Below are 18,175 nucleotides of genomic sequence, written 5' to 3' on the forward strand. Positions count from 1 at the left end.
CTTCTGTTTTAGCAGTCCTGCCACACGGCTTGTCTTTTTTCAATAAAGGAGGCAATTCCTTCATTCGCATCTTTCGTATTCATTAGGTTGGTCACATACATCTGTTCGAGCATCGGCAGAAAGTTGCTGAGTACATGATTAAACTTGGCTCGCGATGCTTTCACTCCATACCTAAGTGAGGAGGCACTTCTTGTCAGAATATATTTTTCAATAAAAGAACTTACCCCAAATTCTAACGTGGCTTTGTCTTCATACACGTCATTCACTAAACCGATAGTCTTTGCTTCCTCTGCAGAGATGGTCTTCCCCGTGAGCAGCAATTCCTCAGCTTTTGCCAAGCCAATTTTTTCAGGAAGTATAATGGATGCCGGAGGTGGAAAGACTCCTAACACAATTTCGGGCTGACCGAATTTTGCCGTTTTATCCGCAAATAAGAAATTACACATAATGGCAAGTTCCATCCCCCCTCCCAAACACTGTCCAGTAATTTTTGCGAGTGTAGGAATGGATAAATCACGCAGTGTGAGAAATAACTGATGAAAGGATTTGAGCATTGTCGCAGCCATCTCTTTCTGATGCTCCTCTACGCTAGCTCCAAATGAAAAATGCTTTCCTTCTCCCTCGAAGGTGATAAGCTTAATTTCCTTCTTTTCTTTTAGGTTATTCAGGGTTTGCTGCAATTCTTCCATCATTAGATAGTCGAGCACGTTTCCTTTGCCATCATCTAGAATAATTTGAGCAATAGAATTTCCATGGGTGTAATTGACTTTTAATTTTCCCATGATATTGATTTAGATAGTTTTTTTTGAAACTGAGGTGAAATGCTTTGGTGTAATTCTTCATTCCATTCATGCCCTTCAGCAAGCAGCTGCCGCAGTTTAATGAAATCTATTTCGCGATTATCTTTTGGCCCATCGTTAAAAGCACGAAACCCGGCCTTGGCTTCACTAAGCATGTTTAGCGCTAACCATTCGCGACTGCTCTCCTTATTTTTATCCCAATGCTCTAATTTGAACTTGCGCACTTCGCTAATGGTTTTGTTCATGCAGTTAGGAAAAGTGTGCAACAATTTTACAATCAGATTATTGACTGTCTCATCCAACATACTCAAATCTGTTTCAGCTTTTGCTACTACCCCTTTTGCCTTCGCCAAGGCTTCTCCGGTTTTCATTGAGCCAAAAATTATTCTTCCATATTCATCCATCATATTCTCTATATTCACTAATGGATTTGCAATAAATTTTCCATCCACTTTCAGCACAGGCGCTATGTCCGTAATAACTCCATAATAATATGCCTGATGAGCTGTCCACGGTTCACACAAGGTCAACGACATCATTGCCCGCTCTACCCCGACAAACAAAGGAAGGAAATCAGTAGCGCCTCCGATAGGGGCACTGCCATGTTTTGGTCCTGCCTGACCAAAACGAGCCATATCGCTCGCAACACTAAAATCACAAGCCATTCCAATTTCCTGTCCGCCACCAATTCGCATCCCATTCACGCGACAGATTACCGGTTTTTCACAAAGGAAAATCGAAGAAACCATATCATTGAACAAACGCATGTATTGTGAGTATTCTTGAGGGTTTCCTGAATAGTATTCTGCATATTCCTTGGTATTGCCGCCGGTGCAAAATGCTTTATCTCCTACTGCAGTAAATACAACGGCTACCACGCTTCGATCATTTGATGCCTGTCGGAAGGCGAGAATTACTTCCTTCACAGCCGCTGTTGTGTATGAATTGAATTGCATAGGATTATTGAGAATTATCCATGCGTTATACAAGCCTTCTATCTGAGAACCACCTTTATTCAAGCATGGACGTTTTTCGAAAAGGATTTCCTTGAATTTTATATCTACTAGATTGTGGTTGAGGAGATCATTCATAAAACGGCTATTTAATTTTTGAAATCAGGTATAAGTACTGGACGTTTCATGTATTTGTGTTCCAGTGCATTTCTAAAAACCTCATTAATTTTTGACATTGGAAATGTTTCGACAAATTGATCAATTTTCAACTGGTCGTTCATAACCAATTTCACTACTTCGCTATACAATTCGGGTTTGCAACCCCAAGTGCCGATCATTGTTGCATCAAACGCCATTAAGTTGCTAAGTCGCACTTCGACTTTATCCATCGTAAAGCCAACAATAGAAAGAGTAGAGGCAAAAGTGATTAAACTAAATGCTAATTCCTGCCCTGCCTTGGTCCCAGACATTTCAAATATTTTCCAGCACACCGGAGAGGCTTTTAATACTTTTGAAATTGATTTTATCTGTTCCTTAACGGCTTTAGAATCCAATCCCTCTATATTAAGTGTTGCATCAACTCCGTGTTGCTTAGCAATCGAAAGTTTCTTATCGTTTACGTCTAGTGCTATAACTTTTGCACCAAATATTTTTGCAATTTGGGCTCCATAGATACCAACGCCTCCAACGCCAATCACTATGGCTAAATCACCCGGCTCGATTCCAGCTTTTTTTACTACCTGATAAGGGGTGGATACGGCATCGGCAATAACAGAAAGTTGATGTAAAGAATACTTTTTTAACACCTTGTCTGGAACGCGACATAGATATTTCGATGGCACCACTACATGTGAAGCAAACCCTCCATCAAAATCATTACCAGGCATCACTTGGTTACGACAAGTATTGCTACGTCCTCTTTTACATAATTCGCATTCGCCACATGGAAGTACAGCAGGAATTATTACATTTTTATTCAACCACTCTTGTGGACCTTCTACCACGACCCCGCTAATTTCATGTCCAAGAGTAAGAGGTAAAGTATGTCGCGTTTGCACACCATAATGCCAAAAGCTTAGATCGGTGTGGCATACTCCGCAGCCGGCTACTTTTACCATCGCTTCTCCATAGTTTATTTCTGGAAGTGGTTGTTCAATCAACCTGAACTCTTTATCAAGCTCAACCATTTGCCATTGATACATTTTATTGCTCATGGTATTATTGATTTAAGTTTTCAAACAAAATTGCGTTACCCTGTCCACCACCAATGCAAGCTGATGCAATTCCGTATTTCACCTTTCTCAAATTCATTTCACGTGAAAGTGTAAGTGATAATCTTATTCCACTGGCTGCCAGAGGATGACCGAAGGCAATAGCTCCTCCGTTTACATTGCAGGTGTTTCTATCTAATCCCAATTCGCGCTCGCAAGCAATAAACTGAGCCGCGAATGCTTCGTTGATTTCAAACAGTCCAATATCAGATACCCTCAATCCGGTTAATTCCAACAGCAAACGAATGGCCGGTACCGGCCCTAAGCCCATTAATTTCGGATCAACACCGCAACTTGCGGAGGCCAGCACCTTAGTAAGCGGCTTAAGATTTTTACTAGTTATGAAATTCTTGTTAGCGACAATTACTGAAGCCGCTCCATCTACAATGCCGCTGGAGTTAGCCGCCGTTTGCACGCCTTCTTTTTCAAATGCGGGAGCAAGTTTCCCCATCTCTTCTAAAGTAGAAGCACGAATGTTTTCATCAGCAATAAAATCGGTTACCTTTCTCGGAAGGAATACTTTACGCGGTTTCAATTCTTCCATTTCAAACACGGTGGAATTAAGGGGGATGATTTCTTCTGTAAAAAACTTTTTCTGCGTTGCAGTAACGGCGCGATCAACCGAAAGTTTCCCAAATTCATCAGTGTCGTTGCGCGTAATTTTGTATTGACGCGCAATGTTTTCAGCAGTACATCCCATCGGCACAGCTGCTGTGTCGTTTAATGCTTCCCACAAGAAATCTTTGAATTCAATTTTGCCCAGTGCATAGCCCATACGATTTCCGTAGCTGACTGTAGGGGCCAGTGACATATTCTCCGTTCCTCCACATAAAGCCACTGCTGCCTTGCCGAGAGAAATCTGATCTGCACCGGCTGTGATGGTTTCAAATCCTGAGCCACAGATACGTTGCAACATCACAGCCGGAACTCCTTGCGGAATTCCGGAATACAAACCAATATGGCGGGGAAGAAAATAGGTGTCGCAAGAACTTTGCCCGATGTTTGCCATCATGATTTGGTCAATATCTGCCGGAGCAATTCTTGATTTTTCGATAGCAGCACGGCTAGCAAAAATTCCTAAGTCAGTGGGAGAAATGCGGGCAAGAGTACCACAGAATTTCCCAAAAGCAGTACGCGCACCATTCACCAAATAAATGTCATCGTACACAATTCCAAATCCTTTTTCCTTATCGTGGTATGCTTTCATTTTTAATTTACTGCAATTTTTATTTCATTGATTTTTGCTTGGTTCACTCTCTTGTAGGTCTGCATAGCAATCACCGCAGCGCCATAAGAAACTCCAGATTGAGGCGCATCAATTATCTGAATGTCTTTATTAAACTTTTCGTTTAGCAGCGTTTTTAGATAAGGGTGATGAGCAATCACTCCGCCAATCATATAAATTGGTATTCCGGGATCGAGACGCATTTTGGCAACCTTGTTGGCTATAGAAATGTAGATGCCGCGAGAAATATCTTCGAGCGACATCCCATCAAAAATCCAGTTCATGATTTCCGTTTTGGCAAACACAGTACAGAAACTGTTAAGTTCTTTATCGTAGTTAGATAACGATGCGAGACTGCTCATCTCAGAAATATTAATGTTAGCGCGCTCGGCAATTTCAGCAAGGAAAGAACCCGTACCTGCGGCACATTTATCGTTCATATAAAAATTTTCAACGTTATTATCCTCGTCGCAGCGAACTATTTTGATGTCTTCTCCGCCTATGTCAATGATGTTTTTTTCGCCTGGATGAAGGAAAGAGACACCCGCAGCCGCGCAGTTGATTTCAGTTTTCACAATATCGGTTTCTGAGAAATGCTTTCTGCCATAGCCGGTGGCACAACTATATTGAATGTTGAAATTGTTAGCAATAACTTGCAGAATATTTTTCTGTGCCTGCTTATCGCTGCTGAGTGTAGGAAGGAAATAGCGGAATAATGTGGTTCCGTTTTGCTCAATTACGGTAAATTTTGTATAGGCAGAGCCTAAATCTATTCCGAGGAAACAAGCCATATTTTTAAATGTGCTAGGGATAGCCATTTTATTCACCAAACCCTTTTCAAAAATTTTTTTGTTGACATCTCCTGTGGCTCCCGGAATGCGCGAAACAATGTTCTTGTTCGACATGGCCTTAACCATATTGGTGAATGAAAGATTGAGTGAAGTACGTACGTAATGTTTCTTCCCGTACTCTACAATCTTTCCATTGAAGAAGTCAATCTCGGTCGGGTGGTTATTGATGAGGTCGAGCGCCAAAGAGGGAAAGTGATCGCCCCCTTTTTTGAGGTATCGCATACACTGCCGGATGAAATCATCGGGGAAATAAATTTTTTCTTTTTCGGCCACTACCACTGCTTCATTAATAATCTGCTCTATTAACTCAATAGTATCGAGATCGTTCATGGCTTCTGCCATCGTCAATCTACCCACACCACACAAGGCACTTAATGAGGAATTCAAAATGGTTTTCTCCCAGCTTCTTTTTAGAATATCGAAAGCATTCACGGCTTTAGTTTCCATCCCTGCCGAGGAAAGCAAGTGCGCTATTTCTTTAGCTTGTTCTGTTCGCACATCATTTACTGACCCGATATAATTTGGCGGGATGAAAAACGTAACCTTCACGGTATTGGGAGAAATAGTATTGCCTGCATAGTTGACCACCATGCGCAAGGTTTTCGATTCACCAAAGGAAGAAGTTAAATATTCCTCTACGTCCACTCCGTTTTGAGCCGATATAACCGTTAACTTCTCGGTGTTGAGCGATAAAGCGGATTTAACTGCTTCAGGCATTTGATAAGACTTTAGCGCAAATACTAAATAATCTGCATCGAAGTCAGACATATTTTCAATACTTTGATAAATATTTTCAAAACGTGCTGAAGATTTAATGAGGTTTTCAAGAATGATTCCGTCTTTTTTAATCTTTTGACTTCTTACTTCATTTCGCACGCATAAAGCCACTTCGCAACCGGCTTCCTGTAACTTCACAGCCATAATCATCCCCACGGGACCAAGCCCGATAATGGCGACTTTTATTTTTTTACTGTTGCTCATTTTTTCGCTTCGGTTTAGCTCATTACTTTACTTTCTTCCAACTGTTCTAAAAAGGTTTCAATCTTAGTAGTGCTTTGTCCTTCGCTGAAAAAGCGGAGGTCGCATAAATCTCCTTCAATGACTAGAGCCGGAACACCGGTTATTTCTTTCAACCGTTGTGGCATCCCAAACTTTGCGTTGGAATTATTGAAGCAGGTTTTACTATCGTGATAAACAATGCCGTCAATTTTGTATTCTTCAAACCAAGCTGCCAGCATTTTCATTTTTGCCTTTTCGCTTCGGTTGATAAAGATTTCGGTATAAGCTCGAGCGGTAGAATTCCAAGGGTCGTTTTCATCAAACTTATCGAACACCCAACTGCTGCAATAAGTAGAAGCTACCACTGCGGCACCGCTGGATGTAAACAAATCGCTGAGCATTCTCAGCTTGCCCCATATAGGCATTCCTTCCCAAAATATCCGTGTGTGAGTTTGGCGCAGAAAGCCGATATTGTTGTTTACATTATTTTCCAACTCGGCTAATAAGATGGTGTAGTAATCTTTTGCCACTTGGGTTCCGCGCAAAACAACAATAGGACCCATGTGAATAGTGCCGTCAAAAAAACTTAGTGGAGCATTCATGGCAGTGGAAGTTTTTAGAATCTTCTGCCAGAGCAAAGTGGCCTCTTTGCTCAGTTTAATGACTTCTTTAAATTTATCTAGATTGAATTTCTGTCCGCTTATCTGTTCGCAAATGGGAATCATTCTTTTGAACTGCTTCACTACCAAATCCACTGCTTCCTGTGTTACTTCATTGAGATAGCGAGGCGGCTCAATACCGACAATAGGGCAGTTAAATTCGGTAGCGAAAAAGTTAAACCAATCCTGCACTTCGCGGCATTGATTGGTGTTGTAGGCAATTAGGTCGGGCTTGGGCGCACCTTGCATTCCGTAATGCTTTTGCAGCGGAGTTTCTTTTTTTAAATAAGAACCTATATCAGAAGTGGTGTAAGAACAAACGTGACCGGAGTATCCGCATTTGATGGCTTCTGGTATGTAATCCATGGCTGTGCGAGTTGCTCCCAACAAAGCACCGTGATTTTCTGGGAAGTAAACTTCGAAACCGAAAGAACGCAACAACTCAGCTGGCCCCACGCTGGTACACCACGCTATTTTCTTTTCTCTCTTTTCTAGCGAGAGGAAGTATTCGCGCATAATGCGCTTCATCTCTTGTGCTGCTTTTATTTCGTACATATTACACGGTCATTTTTTTGATAGCCGGTACATCTTCTAACTTAATGATGTAAATATCCTCCTCTAAGGGGTTATTAGCTCCATACAAATTCTCAAGATGTGCTTTGTATGCAAACGCCACATTTTTAGGAGCCATCTTCATGCTCGGAGTGAGGGTGTTGTTTTCTAATGAAAGCTCTTCGTCAATAATCATGGCGGCTTTTATTTTCGAAAACTTTTGTCCAATACCGCAGTTGGCATCATTGAGACAACCGTGTAAACATTTTTGTAACTCGCTTAAGTTACGCGGACAAAAACAGCCATCTAGAGGTGTTTTTTCGTAAGCGGAGTTGACAATGTTTTTTTTGTTGGGAAATAGAAGCGCCACCGGATATTCTTCACCACCACCCACTACAATAGCGAAAGAGATGTAATGGCATTTCAGCTCAATCAGTTTCTCTAAATCAGAGGGAATCACTTTTTCGCCATTCGAGAGTTTAAAGATGCGGTCTTTGCGGGTGATAAGTTTCAATCCGCTCTCAGTAAATCCACCCACATCACCGGTGCAGAAAAATCCGTCATCGGTAAAAATTCCTTTATTTGCTTCATCATTTTTATAGTAGCCCTTCATCACGTTTTGGCCCTTCACTTGTATTTCGCCATCTTCTGCTAAGCGAATGGTAACGCCCGGAATAGGTTGACCTACCACTCCTGCTTGCCGTTTTTTGTTTGGGTTAGTGAGGGTGCAGCAAGGAGAGGTTTCAGTTAGGCCCCAACCTTCCATTACAGTAATACCTCTTTCTTCGAACTCATCGGAAAGTTTTTGAGGAAGGGCTGCCGCAGCAGTAAAAATGAATTTGAGTTGTGAGTGAAATAACAGTTCTTCAGCTTCGCGGTCAGATTTTGTTAAATCAAAAAGCGCCTGATAAACTTTGGGAACACTGAAGAACACGGTAGGCTTGATTGCTTTCCAATTCAACATAATTTCTTTCGGATCTTTCCCATAACCCGATTCCAGAAACATGCTGGCACCGTTGCAAAGTACGGCAAAGAGCTCAAAAATTCCCCCAAAGCTATGATGCCAAGGCAAGTAAGAAAGAAATCGGTCGTTGCTGTCAACATTCCATATCTGCGACAGAGCCGCTTGCTGTGATAAAATATTTTCATGCATTAACTGAACACACTTGGGAGTCCCCATAGTGCCGGAGGTGTACATGTTCAGGCAAATGTTATCGGGGTATGCAGCAATGTTCAATTTGAAATTTTTATCGCTGCGTTTGCTGAGCAGTTCTTCCAACGAATGTTGTTGGTTGAATTTTTTGTGGCTGACTTTATCAAACACAAAAACATGCTCCAGCTTCAAATCTTTATTTAACCGGCTCAACTGTGTTTCACCTGCAACCGCTAAATATTTTGCATCGCTATGGTTAATGAGAAGTTCGGCAGTTTCCTTATAAAAGAAAGCGAAGATGGGGACAGCAATTCCTCCGCAGGCCATCACAGCCAATTCCATTTCGAGCATCTCCATGCAATTGGGTGAGAAAATAACCATTTTATCGCCCTGCTTAAAGTTGAATTTGTGCTGAAGGTTGAACGCTATGTTGAGAATGTTATCGTATAATTCTTTCCAAGCAATGCCTTTGTAAATACCAGCTTGCTTTTGCTGAAAAACAATTTTATCGCCATACGTTGCCACATTTCTTTCGAGCAAGGTAGCCATGTTTGGAATTACTTCTCCTAAGACTATTTCATTTTTCAGCGTTTGCATAGAGTGTTTTTTTACGCTGCCACTGATTGTTTTTCCAATAATTTATAATGTCGGTAACCGCCCCATAATGCGGCACCAATGGCTCCGGCATAAATAGCATCGGGATGGGTTTTTACTTCATACTTTTTACCGGTTTCCTCTAACATTTCTTCAATGGCCTGCAACATGCCTTTGTTCAGCGCCATGCCACCGGTGAGCACCACCGGTGATTCGCCTTTGAGCGAGCTCATGAGTTTGATGATGCGCGAAGCGATGGAAAGGTGAATGCCTTTGATGATGTTGGGCGTTGATATGCCGCGAGACACCATGTTGATGACATCGGTTTCGGCCAACACTGCGCAAATACCCGAAGATATTTCAGGCTCATTGGCTTGCATGGAAACATCGCCTACTTCTTCTATACTCAAACCGAGGTAGCGCGAAATATTTTCGAGAAACTGACCAGAACCGGAAGCGCACTGACCGGTCATTTTATAGTCCTGCACCCGCGCTCCTTCGCTGGTGCGAATGGCGCGTACATACAAGGCTCCAAGGTCAACCACTGTTTTGGCATCGGGAAAAAAGAAATTAGCTCCGCGTGCATGAGTAGTCATACCATAGAAATGTCCGCGTTTACGTTTTACCAAATCACCTTCTCCGGTGCTGGCGAGGTAGGCCACGTCTTCGTATTTCAAGATATTTTTGGCAAGCATGGTGTTGACCATATCATCGGCCACTGTGGTGGGATTGCGCTTGCGGATTTTTTCAGTTTGCTGGTCAACCAATTTCGGAGTATCGGAATATTCCATCAGCACCAGCTTAATAAAGTTGCTGCCTACGTCAATTCCTATGGTGTAAATCGGAGTTATCATCTTACTTGTTTTTTGGAAACGTAATTTTATTAAACAGCCACCTGACTTGCTTTCTTAGCGCTTGGCAAATCGGTTTTTATATTTCTGCGCGCAAACATGGCACCTCCCAGCGCGCCCATAAAAATGGAATCAGTATGAATATTGATGGTAATGCCATCGCCATAATTTTCCTTCACTAACTGCGTCAGATATTTTATGACAGCCTGGTTTCTGGCCACTCCACCGGTAAATGTAAATTCATTGAATACGCCACCGCTTCGCGCAATCAGCGACATGGCGCGCATGATGATGGCTTTGTGCAAACCGCCCAGAATATCTTCGCGCTTTTCGCCTATGTTAGTCAACTCGCGCAACTCAGCACCCGCAAATACGGTGCAGGTAGAGCAAATGGTTACTTCTTTTTCTGCCTTCATAGCCATAGGGCCTAACTCGTTGAGCGAAATGCTCATTTCATCGGCAATGTAACCGAGGTAACGCCCGCAACCGGCGGCGCACCGGTCGTTCATCTGAAAGCTGGTCACCAATCCATATTTATCTACCTGAATAGCTTTGGTATCCTGCCCGCCTATGTCGAGCACCGTGCGGGTGTTCGGAAAAATTGCGTGTGCGCCGAAGGCATGGCAAAGAATTTCGGAGCGGATACAATCTTCAGGGAAAGGGAGCAGCGCCCGACCATAACCGGTGCCGGTCATGTTGGCAATGTTGAATTCTAGGTCGGCTACTTCATCAATCCGCTCTTGCAAAGATTCTGAAACATTTTTAAAATCGCCTTTCAGCAAGTACATCTCGGTATTAAAATCCTTTTCGCTGTCAATCGAAATATTCTCTTTCAACTCTGGTAGGTTATCGTACTTTTCTTTCAGCAATTCCATGGCTTCGTGAATTAGTTGTCTAAAATTGAAAGAGACTACCTTGTTTTCGGCCGGTGTAATACTTTTATCCCACACGGTCATTAGAGGTTCGAAATGTGTAGAGTCGAGCTTGTTTACTTCTTCGTTATATTTTTCGGAAACTACATCGCGGAAGAATTGATTTTTTGAGCCGAGATTGTTATAAATATAATCGTGTTTTATCTTTGGCTTAAAGGCTTTTCGAATATTGCGCAAGTGATTCAGGATATTATCACGCGTCCCTTCATCCTGAAAGAAAATGTTGCAGGTTTTTACCAACTCATCACCCAAATTATCCAAGCGAACTTTAAATTGCTCATACTGGAAAACGCTTTCCAGATCGTCAATGTATTTCTTGTATTCAGGTCGTGCTTTTATTTCAGCCTCTAAGTTTTTCTTGAGCACTGAGAAGCGAGCGTTGTACAGCGCTTCATCGCGAGCAATATCGGCAGCCACCGAATAGTTGGCACGGGTGTTAGTAATACCACGTCCTATAATTTCATCCTGCTCATTAATAATTACTGCCTTAGAAGTAGTAGAGCCGAGGTCAACACCGAGATAATATTTACTCATGGTAGAAAGGTTTGTTCGGTTTTAATGTTTTTTTCTATTTTAAACTCCTTGTACTTCTTGTTCCATAATTGTTTTACGCTGCCCAAGCATTTGAAAATATGATTCCAAGCGATTCTTGATATTGGCATAAGAGAAATAGCGCGGGTCCACCAGATCGCTTTCAATAAAACCCACCGGAATACCGCAACGCTGTTCTATTTCGCGCATCATCAGCAACTGACCTGCCGAAAAGGAATTACAACTCTTGATGGAGTTGATCAAAAAACCATCGGCTTTGTACTCCTTTATATAATGTTCAATCAAATCAACGCGCTGTGGCAAGTTCAAATTAGTGTAGCAGCCCATGCAGTATTTGGCCAGGCTCTCCAAGGGTTTCTCCGGATCGTGCCGAAAGCCCTGATCGTATAAGCCTCCTACTTTTGTATATGTAGAGGCTACAATCACAGCTCCCATGTCATAAAATATTTTCCAGAACTCGCGGAAGTTGGTCCAATTAGGAGGTCCTTCCACCACTAAGCGGAATTTCTCTTCTTTCAATTCGCCTTCCGGATTAATAGGCAATAAGCCCTTCGCTAATCTTTCAGAAACTTCATTGTATAATTCCTGATAGTACTCTAGTGCTACATCAGTTCCTCTAAAGGCGGTATTCATGGGCCCCATATAATACACTCCGGCAAAGTAGGCATCAATAGGAGAGGGCTTGTTCTTTGCCGATTCTAGCACTTTCACCCAGAGGTCTTCGCTTTTGGCCGAATTCTCCAGCATTTTAGAGAGCCGATCGTAATCCAATTTCTTTCCTGCCACTTTCTCCATTTTGGGAATTACTTCCTCTTTCAATTGCTTCACCATGTAGTCCACCTGGTCTTGAGTGATTTTCCCATCCTCTTGGTAAGGAGTATGCAGCATGGCGATTTCTACCCCCGGATATAATCGTTCTAGGTTTTCGAACCATTTCATAAAAGTGAAACAGCCGGTATAACTCAGCAACAATAAGTCGGGTTCGGGAAGTTTCTCTCCCGTTGGCCCTATATTGCCGTTCAGCATCATGCCGATGTCGCATTTCACATACGTGCAAACATCTTCGCTGAATCCTAACTTTTCGGCATCTTTAATGTAAGAACCCGATTTTTTACGCATACCCGATTGCAACGCATTTATTTCGGGATACACCGGCAGCATATCCAATGCGAGAATCAACTCGGTAATGTTTAGGCACGAAAGTGTAAACTACCTTTTTCCCTCTTTCTTTTGCGGTACTCAATTCAGTAAAAAGATTGGCGAGCATCTCTTTCTGAATCACCATGCTTTTTTCTTTAACTGCCTCTTTTGGATCTGCCATAATATTTTCGTTTTATCTACTCCTTTTTAAAATTACACCCATAGTTTTATGGAATCGCTGAATGTTCCTGCTTGCTCTTTAATTACTTTAAACTGTCCAGTGTTTTCGTGGAACTGAAAATTGATATGTGCTACTCCAGCTGCATCGCAGGCTTTTTGCAAATCGGGACGATCTAATAATGCCGGGTCGCAGAAACTGGCCGCACAGAATATCACACCGTCAGCATCTCTTTCGCGGGTAAGTTTCACCAAGCGATCACCTTTCGGGTTGCCTACATCGTACAATGCAGAAGAAGGAGCACTTTTGGTCAGGAAAGCTTCCACCATTTCATTCAGTGGATCGACAGTAGTGTTATCTATATCTCCTTGTATCCAGCGCGAGCCGAGCATAAAATCATCGTCCACAATGTAACATCCGGCCATTTCAATGGATTTGATTAGGCCGATAGGTGGTTGCTCGCAGAATGATCCGGAAATAACCACTCGGATATTGTCCATCTGTTCCCCGTAATTCTCTTGAATAAGATTTACCACTTGCTCTAAAATTTTGTTGTGTTTTTCTACCGGAATAGTTAGCCCTGCCCGCAAAAGGTGATATGTATCTACCGCAGATAATCTCTCAGGGTTTTCCTGACGAACATAGTAAATGGTTTCGATCAGTTGCCGGTTGCGGTTGTAAAGTAAAATGGAGCGGTTCAAATTATCAGGGGTCATTTTTACTCCGTTAATCTGAAACATATCGTTAAGGATAGTCTCTATCAACTCGCGATAAAAGGTTCCACCAATATGAGATTCGAAATTCTGCGGGTAGTCGAAGTAGCGGGTAAACTTCCCTTTCTTTACCAACTTAAACATGCCGGAAAGGTTCCGAATACAATCACAAATAGAGGGGAAAAGAAAGCCATCAAAGTTTTCGAGATTAGTATCAAGCACCATTTCTATAATTCCGCGCGGTAGGTGACAGATGTAAGATTGATAGTAAGCATCTCCTTTGATAATCTGTTTGCGGTCCCCCGCTCCCATAATTCCTATAGGTAAGCCATTTACCGCGTGAATTATTTCACGCGGTATATAAATTGGCAAATAGCCGACAAGAATTCTACTGGGCGCTTCCTTCTTCCAATTCTTTGCGTAAGTGAAATTGAGGTCGAATGCCAGCGATTTACACTCCTCTATAATAGCTTCTAATTCAACCGGTGTTTCTTTCATAATCTTTGTTGTATCCGTTTGTATTTCAGAGTCGTCCTTTCTAAAAATTAATTTTACAATTCTCACCATTACCGCTCCCGAAACACATGACCAAACTCAAAGTCTAAATAGTTATTTCGTAGTTTATTTAGTGACAATTATCATGTGTTGTTTTGTCTAATTCTATTCTATTAGTACTTGTAAACAATTACAAGAAAACTTAGTTAATATTAGCTATAGGTGTGGTGGATTTAGAGTCAAATATTGCATGTGTTATTCTCTCAGCGGGCAGGTCGAAACGAATGGGTTCCCAAAAGGCAGATTTACGGTTTGCCGAGAATGAAAGTTTTTTGCAGCACCTCATTCGAGTCTATCAAAAGGCGGGAATCCAGAAGATTATAGTAGTGCTCCATCCTGCTATAGAACTAAACTTTTTGAAAGGTGAAATTAAAGATATCACATGGCTTACGAACCTCTTTCCGGAGTTTGGGAAGATGTATTCTCTCAAAATGGGTTTGGCGCAAAATCGAAATGCTGATTTCTGCTTTCTGCAGAATATTGACAATCCTTTTACCTCTATTCGACTTATAAAGCAATTAGTGGAGGCAAGAACGAAGGCTGATTACGCAGTACCAATTTTTAATGGAGAAGGAGGTCACCCTATTTTGTTATCATCAGTAATTATTAAGCATATTCTTCAAATAGAAGGTAATGACCGTAAACTAAATGAAGTACTCACAACATTCAACAGAATTAATGTAGAAACAGGAGACAGGCGAATTTTAGTGAACATCAACACTCCAAGTGATTATGCGAAGTTCTTTATTAAAGACGAGGCAGCGCCTGTTGAAATGTGAAAGATATCATTGAAATAATTGCGGAAGTCCATCAACTGAAAGGAGAAGTTGCCCTTTGTATCGTTACCAGTACGAAAGGCTCAACTCCTCGCAATGTAGGAGCTAAAATGTTGGTTTTTCCGGATGGGAAAATATTTGGGACAATTGGAGGCGGCCATTTGGAAAAGAAAACAATTGCTGATGCTTTGGAAGTTTTAAAATCGAAAAGACCGACAGTATATAAACATGAATTATTACAGCAGCATAATATGTGCTGCGGAGGCACAATGGAGATTTACATAGAACCAGTGATGGAGAAAAGCAAACTATACATTTTTGGGGCAGGTCATACCGGTTACGCACTGGCGAAATACTCACTCGATTTCAGTTTTGAAGTGTTGGTAATTGATGACCGCAAAGAGTATCTCGATGAAATAAAGATCAAGGGGATCGACAAACTCAATAATAATTACCACGAAGTGCTTCCGGTATTACCTTTCAATGACAATACATTCATCTGTATTATGACATACAATCATTCCTTTGACCGCGATATTCTAGCATCTTGTTTAAAGAAACCACATGGTTACCTCGGTGTGATTGGCAGCCAGCGTAAAGTTGAAATGACTAAAAAAATGTTTGAGGAAGGATTGATTGCTTCTAAAACTGAACTAGACGAAGTGGATATGCCTATGGGAATAGATATTGGTGCGGAGAGCCCTGAAGAAATTGCCATCAGCATTTTGGCAAAGTTGATTGCAGTGAAAAATAAAATTGGTATGGTATGAATGTGCAATATATAGCGGTAATAACCGGTGCCGCAAAGGGAATAGGTAAAGCGATTGCCAACAGATTGATAGCCGATGGTTTTTTTGTGATCGCGGTTGATTTAGATGAAGAAGGCGGAAAAATGCTGATAGCGGAACACGAAACGAACAAATTAGGTTTTATCAAAGCCGACATCCGTAATGAGGTAAATGTTCAACATCTTTTCGAAAATATTTTAAATAAATACCAACATATTGATGTGCTGGTGAACAATGCGGGGATTGTTCGCGATAACCTGATTTGGAACATGAGTGTAGAAGATTTTGATGCAGTCATGAACGTTAACTTGAAAGGCACTTGGCTAATGTGTCGTGAAGCAGCAAAAATTATGCGAACGCAAAACAATGGATGCATCGTCAACATTGCATCACGTGCTTGGCTAGGCAATCAAGGTCAGAGTAATTATTCTGCGTCTAAAGCAGGAGTCATTGCGCTAACTCGTGTGCTGGCACTCGAATTGGGCAAATACAATGTGAGGGTGAACGCTGTTGCCCCGGGTCTGATTGATACTCCACTCACACAAAATTTGAAACAGGAAGTATTGCAACGCTTGAAAGATGCTCAGCCCACCAAAGAGATGGGCAGCCCCGATGATGTAGCTAATGTGGTTGCATTTTTGGTAGCAGAGCAAACAAAATTTATAACTGGCCAAACGATTTATGTAGATGGAGGTAAAAGTATTGGAGCCGGAATTTGACCTGAACCAAATCATAATTTACAAGGTTTATTCCATGCACCTTCGCACATCGCTATGAACGAGATTCAAAATATACAATTGCTTTCGCCTGCGGGTTCCTTCGAATCGCTGATGGCTGCTATTCAGGCAGGTTGTAATGCCGTTTATTTTGGTATTGAGCAGTTGAATATGCGCGCACGGTCAAGTATTAATTTTACGCTGGATGATTTAAAGCGGATTTCGGAAATAGCGAGGGAGAATAAAATCAAAACCTACGTCACGCTTAACACTATTCTATACGATCACGATCTTTCATTGATGCGAACGATTGTGAACGAGGCAAAGGCAAATAGTATCACTGCTATCATTGCTTCCGACCATGCGGTCATGAGCTATGCAAAGAAGATTGGAATGCCGGTCCATATTTCTACGCAGGCAAACATCACCAATATAGAAACTGTTGAATTTTATTCAGTGTTTGCCGATGTGATGGTAATGGCCCGGGAACTCACACTTGAACAGGTGGAGAAGATGGTGAAGGAAATAAAGCGAAGAGAAATCAAAGGACCATCTGGTGACTTGGTTCGCATAGAGATTTTTGGTCACGGAGCTTTGTGTATGGCGGTTTCTGGCAAATGTTATTTGAGTTTGCACACCGACTTTGCTTCAGCAAACCGAGGTGCTTGTATTCAGAATTGCAGAAGAAAATATATGGTGACGGATAAGGAATCTGGAATGGAGTTAGAGATAGACAATGAATATATCATGTCCGCAAAGGATTTGTGCACTATTGATTTTATCGATAGACTAATTGCAGCTGGAGTTTCTGTTTTAAAGATTGAAGGCAGAGGCAGAAGTGCAGATTATGTCTATACTACCACTAAATGTTATCGCGAAGCGATTGATTCTATATCAAATGAAACTTATACCGGAGAAAAAATAGCAAATTGGAAAATCCGATTAGCCACCGTTTACAATCGTGGTTTCTGGGATGGATATTATCTTGGTAAAAAGTTGGGTGAATGGAGTGATGATTATGGCTCAAAAGCAACGAAGCGGAAAATATATGTAGGTAAGGGAATTAAGTATTTTGACAACATAAATGTTGGAGAATTTTTACTGGAATCACACAATCTATCTGTGGGTGATGAAATTATGATTAGTGGTCCTACCACCGGTTTAATTCAAACCACGGTGAAAGAGCTGAGATTGGATAATCAAACTAGCGAAACAGTAAAGCGGGGAGATATCTTCTCGATGCCTGTGAAAATAAAAATTCGCGCCTCCGATAAAGTTTATAAAATGGTAGATGCGTGAGGCTGAGAATTTTTCATCACCGCAGTAAATGTATAGGTTGCAATGCCTGCGTAGAAGCGGATAAAAGCAGATGGCGGATGTCGCGCAAAGACGGCAAGTGTACCTTAGTAGGAGGAGTGGAGAAAAAAGGAATTTACGGATTGAATATTTTGGAAGAAGAATATAGAAGCGCGATGAACGCAGCAAAGAATTGCCCGGTAAAGATTATTCACGTTGATAAAATGAAATAGTATGAGCTACCACATTTCAAAGACAGTTGATTACAATTTCAACAAAGCTATTGAGCGCGCAACCGAGGAACTAAAGAAAGAAGGCTTTGGTGTGCTTACCGAGATTGATGTAAAGGAAACACTGAAAAAGAAAATTGATGTTGACTTTAGAAAGTATAAGATCTTGGGAGCCTGCAATCCTCATTTCGCCTACAAAGCATTGAGCGCTGAAGACAAAATTGGAACGATGTTGCCTTGCAATGTGGTTGTGCAGGAACACGAAGACGGCAAAGTGGAAGTAAGCTCAGTGAATCCCGCAGCCTCTATGATGGCTGTAAAGAATGATGGGCTTAGCGGTATTGCTGTGGAAGTACAGGAAAAGCTAAAGCGCGTGATTGAAAATATTTAA

16 protein-coding genes and 1 pseudogene are annotated in these 18,175 nt (G+C 41.7%); 6 read left to right on the plus strand and 11 right to left on the minus strand.

Annotated features, from left to right (window positions below):
• Positions 1–8: 8 nt before the first annotated feature.
• From IPP77_10730 to bcrC, 11 genes and pseudogenes are all read right to left on the minus strand, one after another.
• Positions 9–782 carry an enoyl-CoA hydratase/isomerase family protein gene (locus IPP77_10730; GenBank protein MBL0310124.1) on the minus strand — a complete coding sequence of 258 codons (774 nt, stop codon included), beginning with the start codon at positions 780–782 and terminating at the stop codon, positions 9–11.
• Positions 770–1,891 carry a 6-oxocyclohex-1-ene-1-carbonyl-CoA hydratase gene (oah, locus tag IPP77_10735; GenBank protein MBL0310125.1) on the minus strand — a complete coding sequence of 374 codons (1,122 nt, stop codon included), beginning with the start codon at positions 1,889–1,891 and terminating at the stop codon, positions 770–772. The genes IPP77_10730 and oah overlap by 13 nt, the downstream gene beginning before the upstream one ends.
• 11 nt (positions 1,892–1,902) lie before the next feature.
• Positions 1,903–2,967 (minus strand): 6-hydroxycyclohex-1-ene-1-carbonyl-CoA dehydrogenase, encoded by a 1,065-nt coding sequence (had, locus tag IPP77_10740; GenBank protein MBL0310126.1) that lies wholly within the window; start codon positions 2,965–2,967, stop codon positions 1,903–1,905.
• 4 nt (positions 2,968–2,971) lie between these two features.
• A complete protein-coding gene (locus tag IPP77_10745; protein MBL0310127.1) occupies positions 2,972–4,231 on the minus strand; it encodes a thiolase family protein in 1,260 nt (419 codons plus the stop codon).
• Between the two features lie 2 nt (positions 4,232–4,233).
• Complete coding sequence (locus IPP77_10750) at positions 4,234–6,081, minus strand: 2-dehydropantoate 2-reductase (GenBank protein MBL0310128.1); 1,848 nt, start codon at positions 6,079–6,081, stop codon at positions 4,234–4,236.
• A gap of 14 nt (positions 6,082–6,095) precedes the next feature.
• A complete protein-coding gene (locus IPP77_10755; GenBank protein ID MBL0310129.1) occupies positions 6,096–7,313 on the minus strand; it encodes a 2-hydroxyacyl-CoA dehydratase in 1,218 nt (405 codons plus the stop codon).
• 1 nt (position 7,314) lies between these two features.
• On the minus strand, positions 7,315–9,060 hold the full coding sequence (locus tag IPP77_10760; protein ID MBL0310130.1) for an AMP-binding protein: 1,746 nt from the start codon (positions 9,058–9,060) through the stop codon (positions 7,315–7,317).
• A gap of 11 nt (positions 9,061–9,071) precedes the next feature.
• Positions 9,072–9,911, minus strand: coding sequence for a benzoyl-CoA reductase subunit D (bcrD, locus tag IPP77_10765; GenBank protein MBL0310131.1), 840 nt, complete (start codon positions 9,909–9,911; stop codon positions 9,072–9,074).
• A 29-nt stretch (positions 9,912–9,940) separates the two neighbouring features.
• Positions 9,941–11,374, minus strand: a complete 1,434-nt coding sequence (locus tag IPP77_10770; protein MBL0310132.1) for a benzoyl-CoA reductase subunit A — start codon at positions 11,372–11,374, stop codon at positions 9,941–9,943.
• 39 nt (positions 11,375–11,413) lie between these two features.
• Positions 11,414–12,713, minus strand: a pseudogene (gene bcrB, locus IPP77_10775) (benzoyl-CoA reductase subunit B).
• 32 nt (positions 12,714–12,745) lie between these two features.
• Positions 12,746–13,921, minus strand: a complete 1,176-nt coding sequence (gene bcrC, locus IPP77_10780) for a benzoyl-CoA reductase subunit C (GenBank protein MBL0310133.1) — start codon at positions 13,919–13,921, stop codon at positions 12,746–12,748.
• 281 nt (positions 13,922–14,202) lie between these two features.
• Here bcrC and IPP77_10785 point away from each other — a divergent pair, with 281 nt between their 5' ends.
• The 6 genes from IPP77_10785 to IPP77_10810 are packed head-to-tail and all read left to right on the plus strand — an operon-like array spanning position 14,203 to position 18,175.
• Positions 14,203–14,757, plus strand: a complete 555-nt coding sequence (locus IPP77_10785; protein ID MBL0310134.1) for a nucleotidyltransferase family protein — start codon at positions 14,203–14,205, stop codon at positions 14,755–14,757.
• The gene (locus IPP77_10790; GenBank protein ID MBL0310135.1) at positions 14,754–15,524 is read left to right on the plus strand and encodes an XdhC family protein; all 771 of its coding nucleotides are present in this window, start codon (positions 14,754–14,756) and stop codon (positions 15,522–15,524) included. Before IPP77_10785 ends, IPP77_10790 begins: the two co-directional genes overlap by 4 nt.
• Positions 15,521–16,261 (plus strand): SDR family oxidoreductase, encoded by a 741-nt coding sequence (locus tag IPP77_10795; protein MBL0310136.1) that lies wholly within the window; start codon positions 15,521–15,523, stop codon positions 16,259–16,261. Before IPP77_10790 ends, IPP77_10795 begins: the two co-directional genes overlap by 4 nt.
• Before the next feature lie 54 nt (positions 16,262–16,315).
• A complete protein-coding gene (locus tag IPP77_10800; protein MBL0310137.1) occupies positions 16,316–17,557 on the plus strand; it encodes a U32 family peptidase in 1,242 nt (413 codons plus the stop codon).
• 2 nt (positions 17,558–17,559) lie between these two features.
• Positions 17,560–17,787, plus strand: coding sequence for a ferredoxin (locus tag IPP77_10805; GenBank protein MBL0310138.1), 228 nt, complete (start codon positions 17,560–17,562; stop codon positions 17,785–17,787).
• 1 nt (position 17,788) lies between these two features.
• Positions 17,789–18,175, plus strand: coding sequence for a DUF302 domain-containing protein (locus tag IPP77_10810; GenBank protein MBL0310139.1), 387 nt, complete (start codon positions 17,789–17,791; stop codon positions 18,173–18,175).

The organism is Bacteroidota bacterium (genome assembly GCA_016722375.1).
Classification (GTDB): domain Bacteria; phylum Bacteroidota; class Bacteroidia; order Chitinophagales; family LD1; genus Bog-950.

Bases quoted from the DNA above. Each gene is read 5' to 3' on its own strand.
- IPP77_10755 (MBL0310129.1), bottom strand. From the start codon at position 7,313: ATGTACGAAATAAAAGCAGCACAAGAGATGAAGCGCATTATGCGCGAA.
- IPP77_10730 (MBL0310124.1), bottom strand. From the start codon at position 782: ATGGGAAAATTAAAAGTCAATTACACCCATGGAAATTCTATTGCTCAA.
- bcrD (MBL0310131.1), bottom strand. From the start codon at position 9,911: ATGATAACTCCGATTTACACCATAGGAATTGACGTAGGCAGCAACTTT.
- IPP77_10800 (MBL0310137.1), top strand. From the start codon at position 16,316: ATGAACGAGATTCAAAATATACAATTGCTTTCGCCTGCGGGTTCCTTC.
- IPP77_10795 (MBL0310136.1), top strand. From the start codon at position 15,521: ATGAATGTGCAATATATAGCGGTAATAACCGGTGCCGCAAAGGGAATA.
- IPP77_10760 (MBL0310130.1), bottom strand. From the start codon at position 9,060: ATGCAAACGCTGAAAAATGAAATAGTCTTAGGAGAAGTAATTCCAAAC.
- bcrC (MBL0310133.1), bottom strand. From the start codon at position 13,921: ATGAAAGAAACACCGGTTGAATTAGAAGCTATTATAGAGGAGTGTAAA.
- IPP77_10745 (MBL0310127.1), bottom strand. From the start codon at position 4,231: ATGAAAGCATACCACGATAAGGAAAAAGGATTTGGAATTGTGTACGAT.
- had (MBL0310126.1), bottom strand. From the start codon at position 2,967: ATGAGCAATAAAATGTATCAATGGCAAATGGTTGAGCTTGATAAAGAG.
- IPP77_10810 (MBL0310139.1), top strand. From the start codon at position 17,789: ATGAGCTACCACATTTCAAAGACAGTTGATTACAATTTCAACAAAGCT.
- oah (MBL0310125.1), bottom strand. From the start codon at position 1,891: ATGAATGATCTCCTCAACCACAATCTAGTAGATATAAAATTCAAGGAA.
- IPP77_10785 (MBL0310134.1), top strand. From the start codon at position 14,203: ATGGGTTCCCAAAAGGCAGATTTACGGTTTGCCGAGAATGAAAGTTTT.
- IPP77_10750 (MBL0310128.1), bottom strand. From the start codon at position 6,081: ATGAGCAACAGTAAAAAAATAAAAGTCGCCATTATCGGGCTTGGTCCC.
- IPP77_10770 (MBL0310132.1), bottom strand. From the start codon at position 11,374: ATGAGTAAATATTATCTCGGTGTTGACCTCGGCTCTACTACTTCTAAG.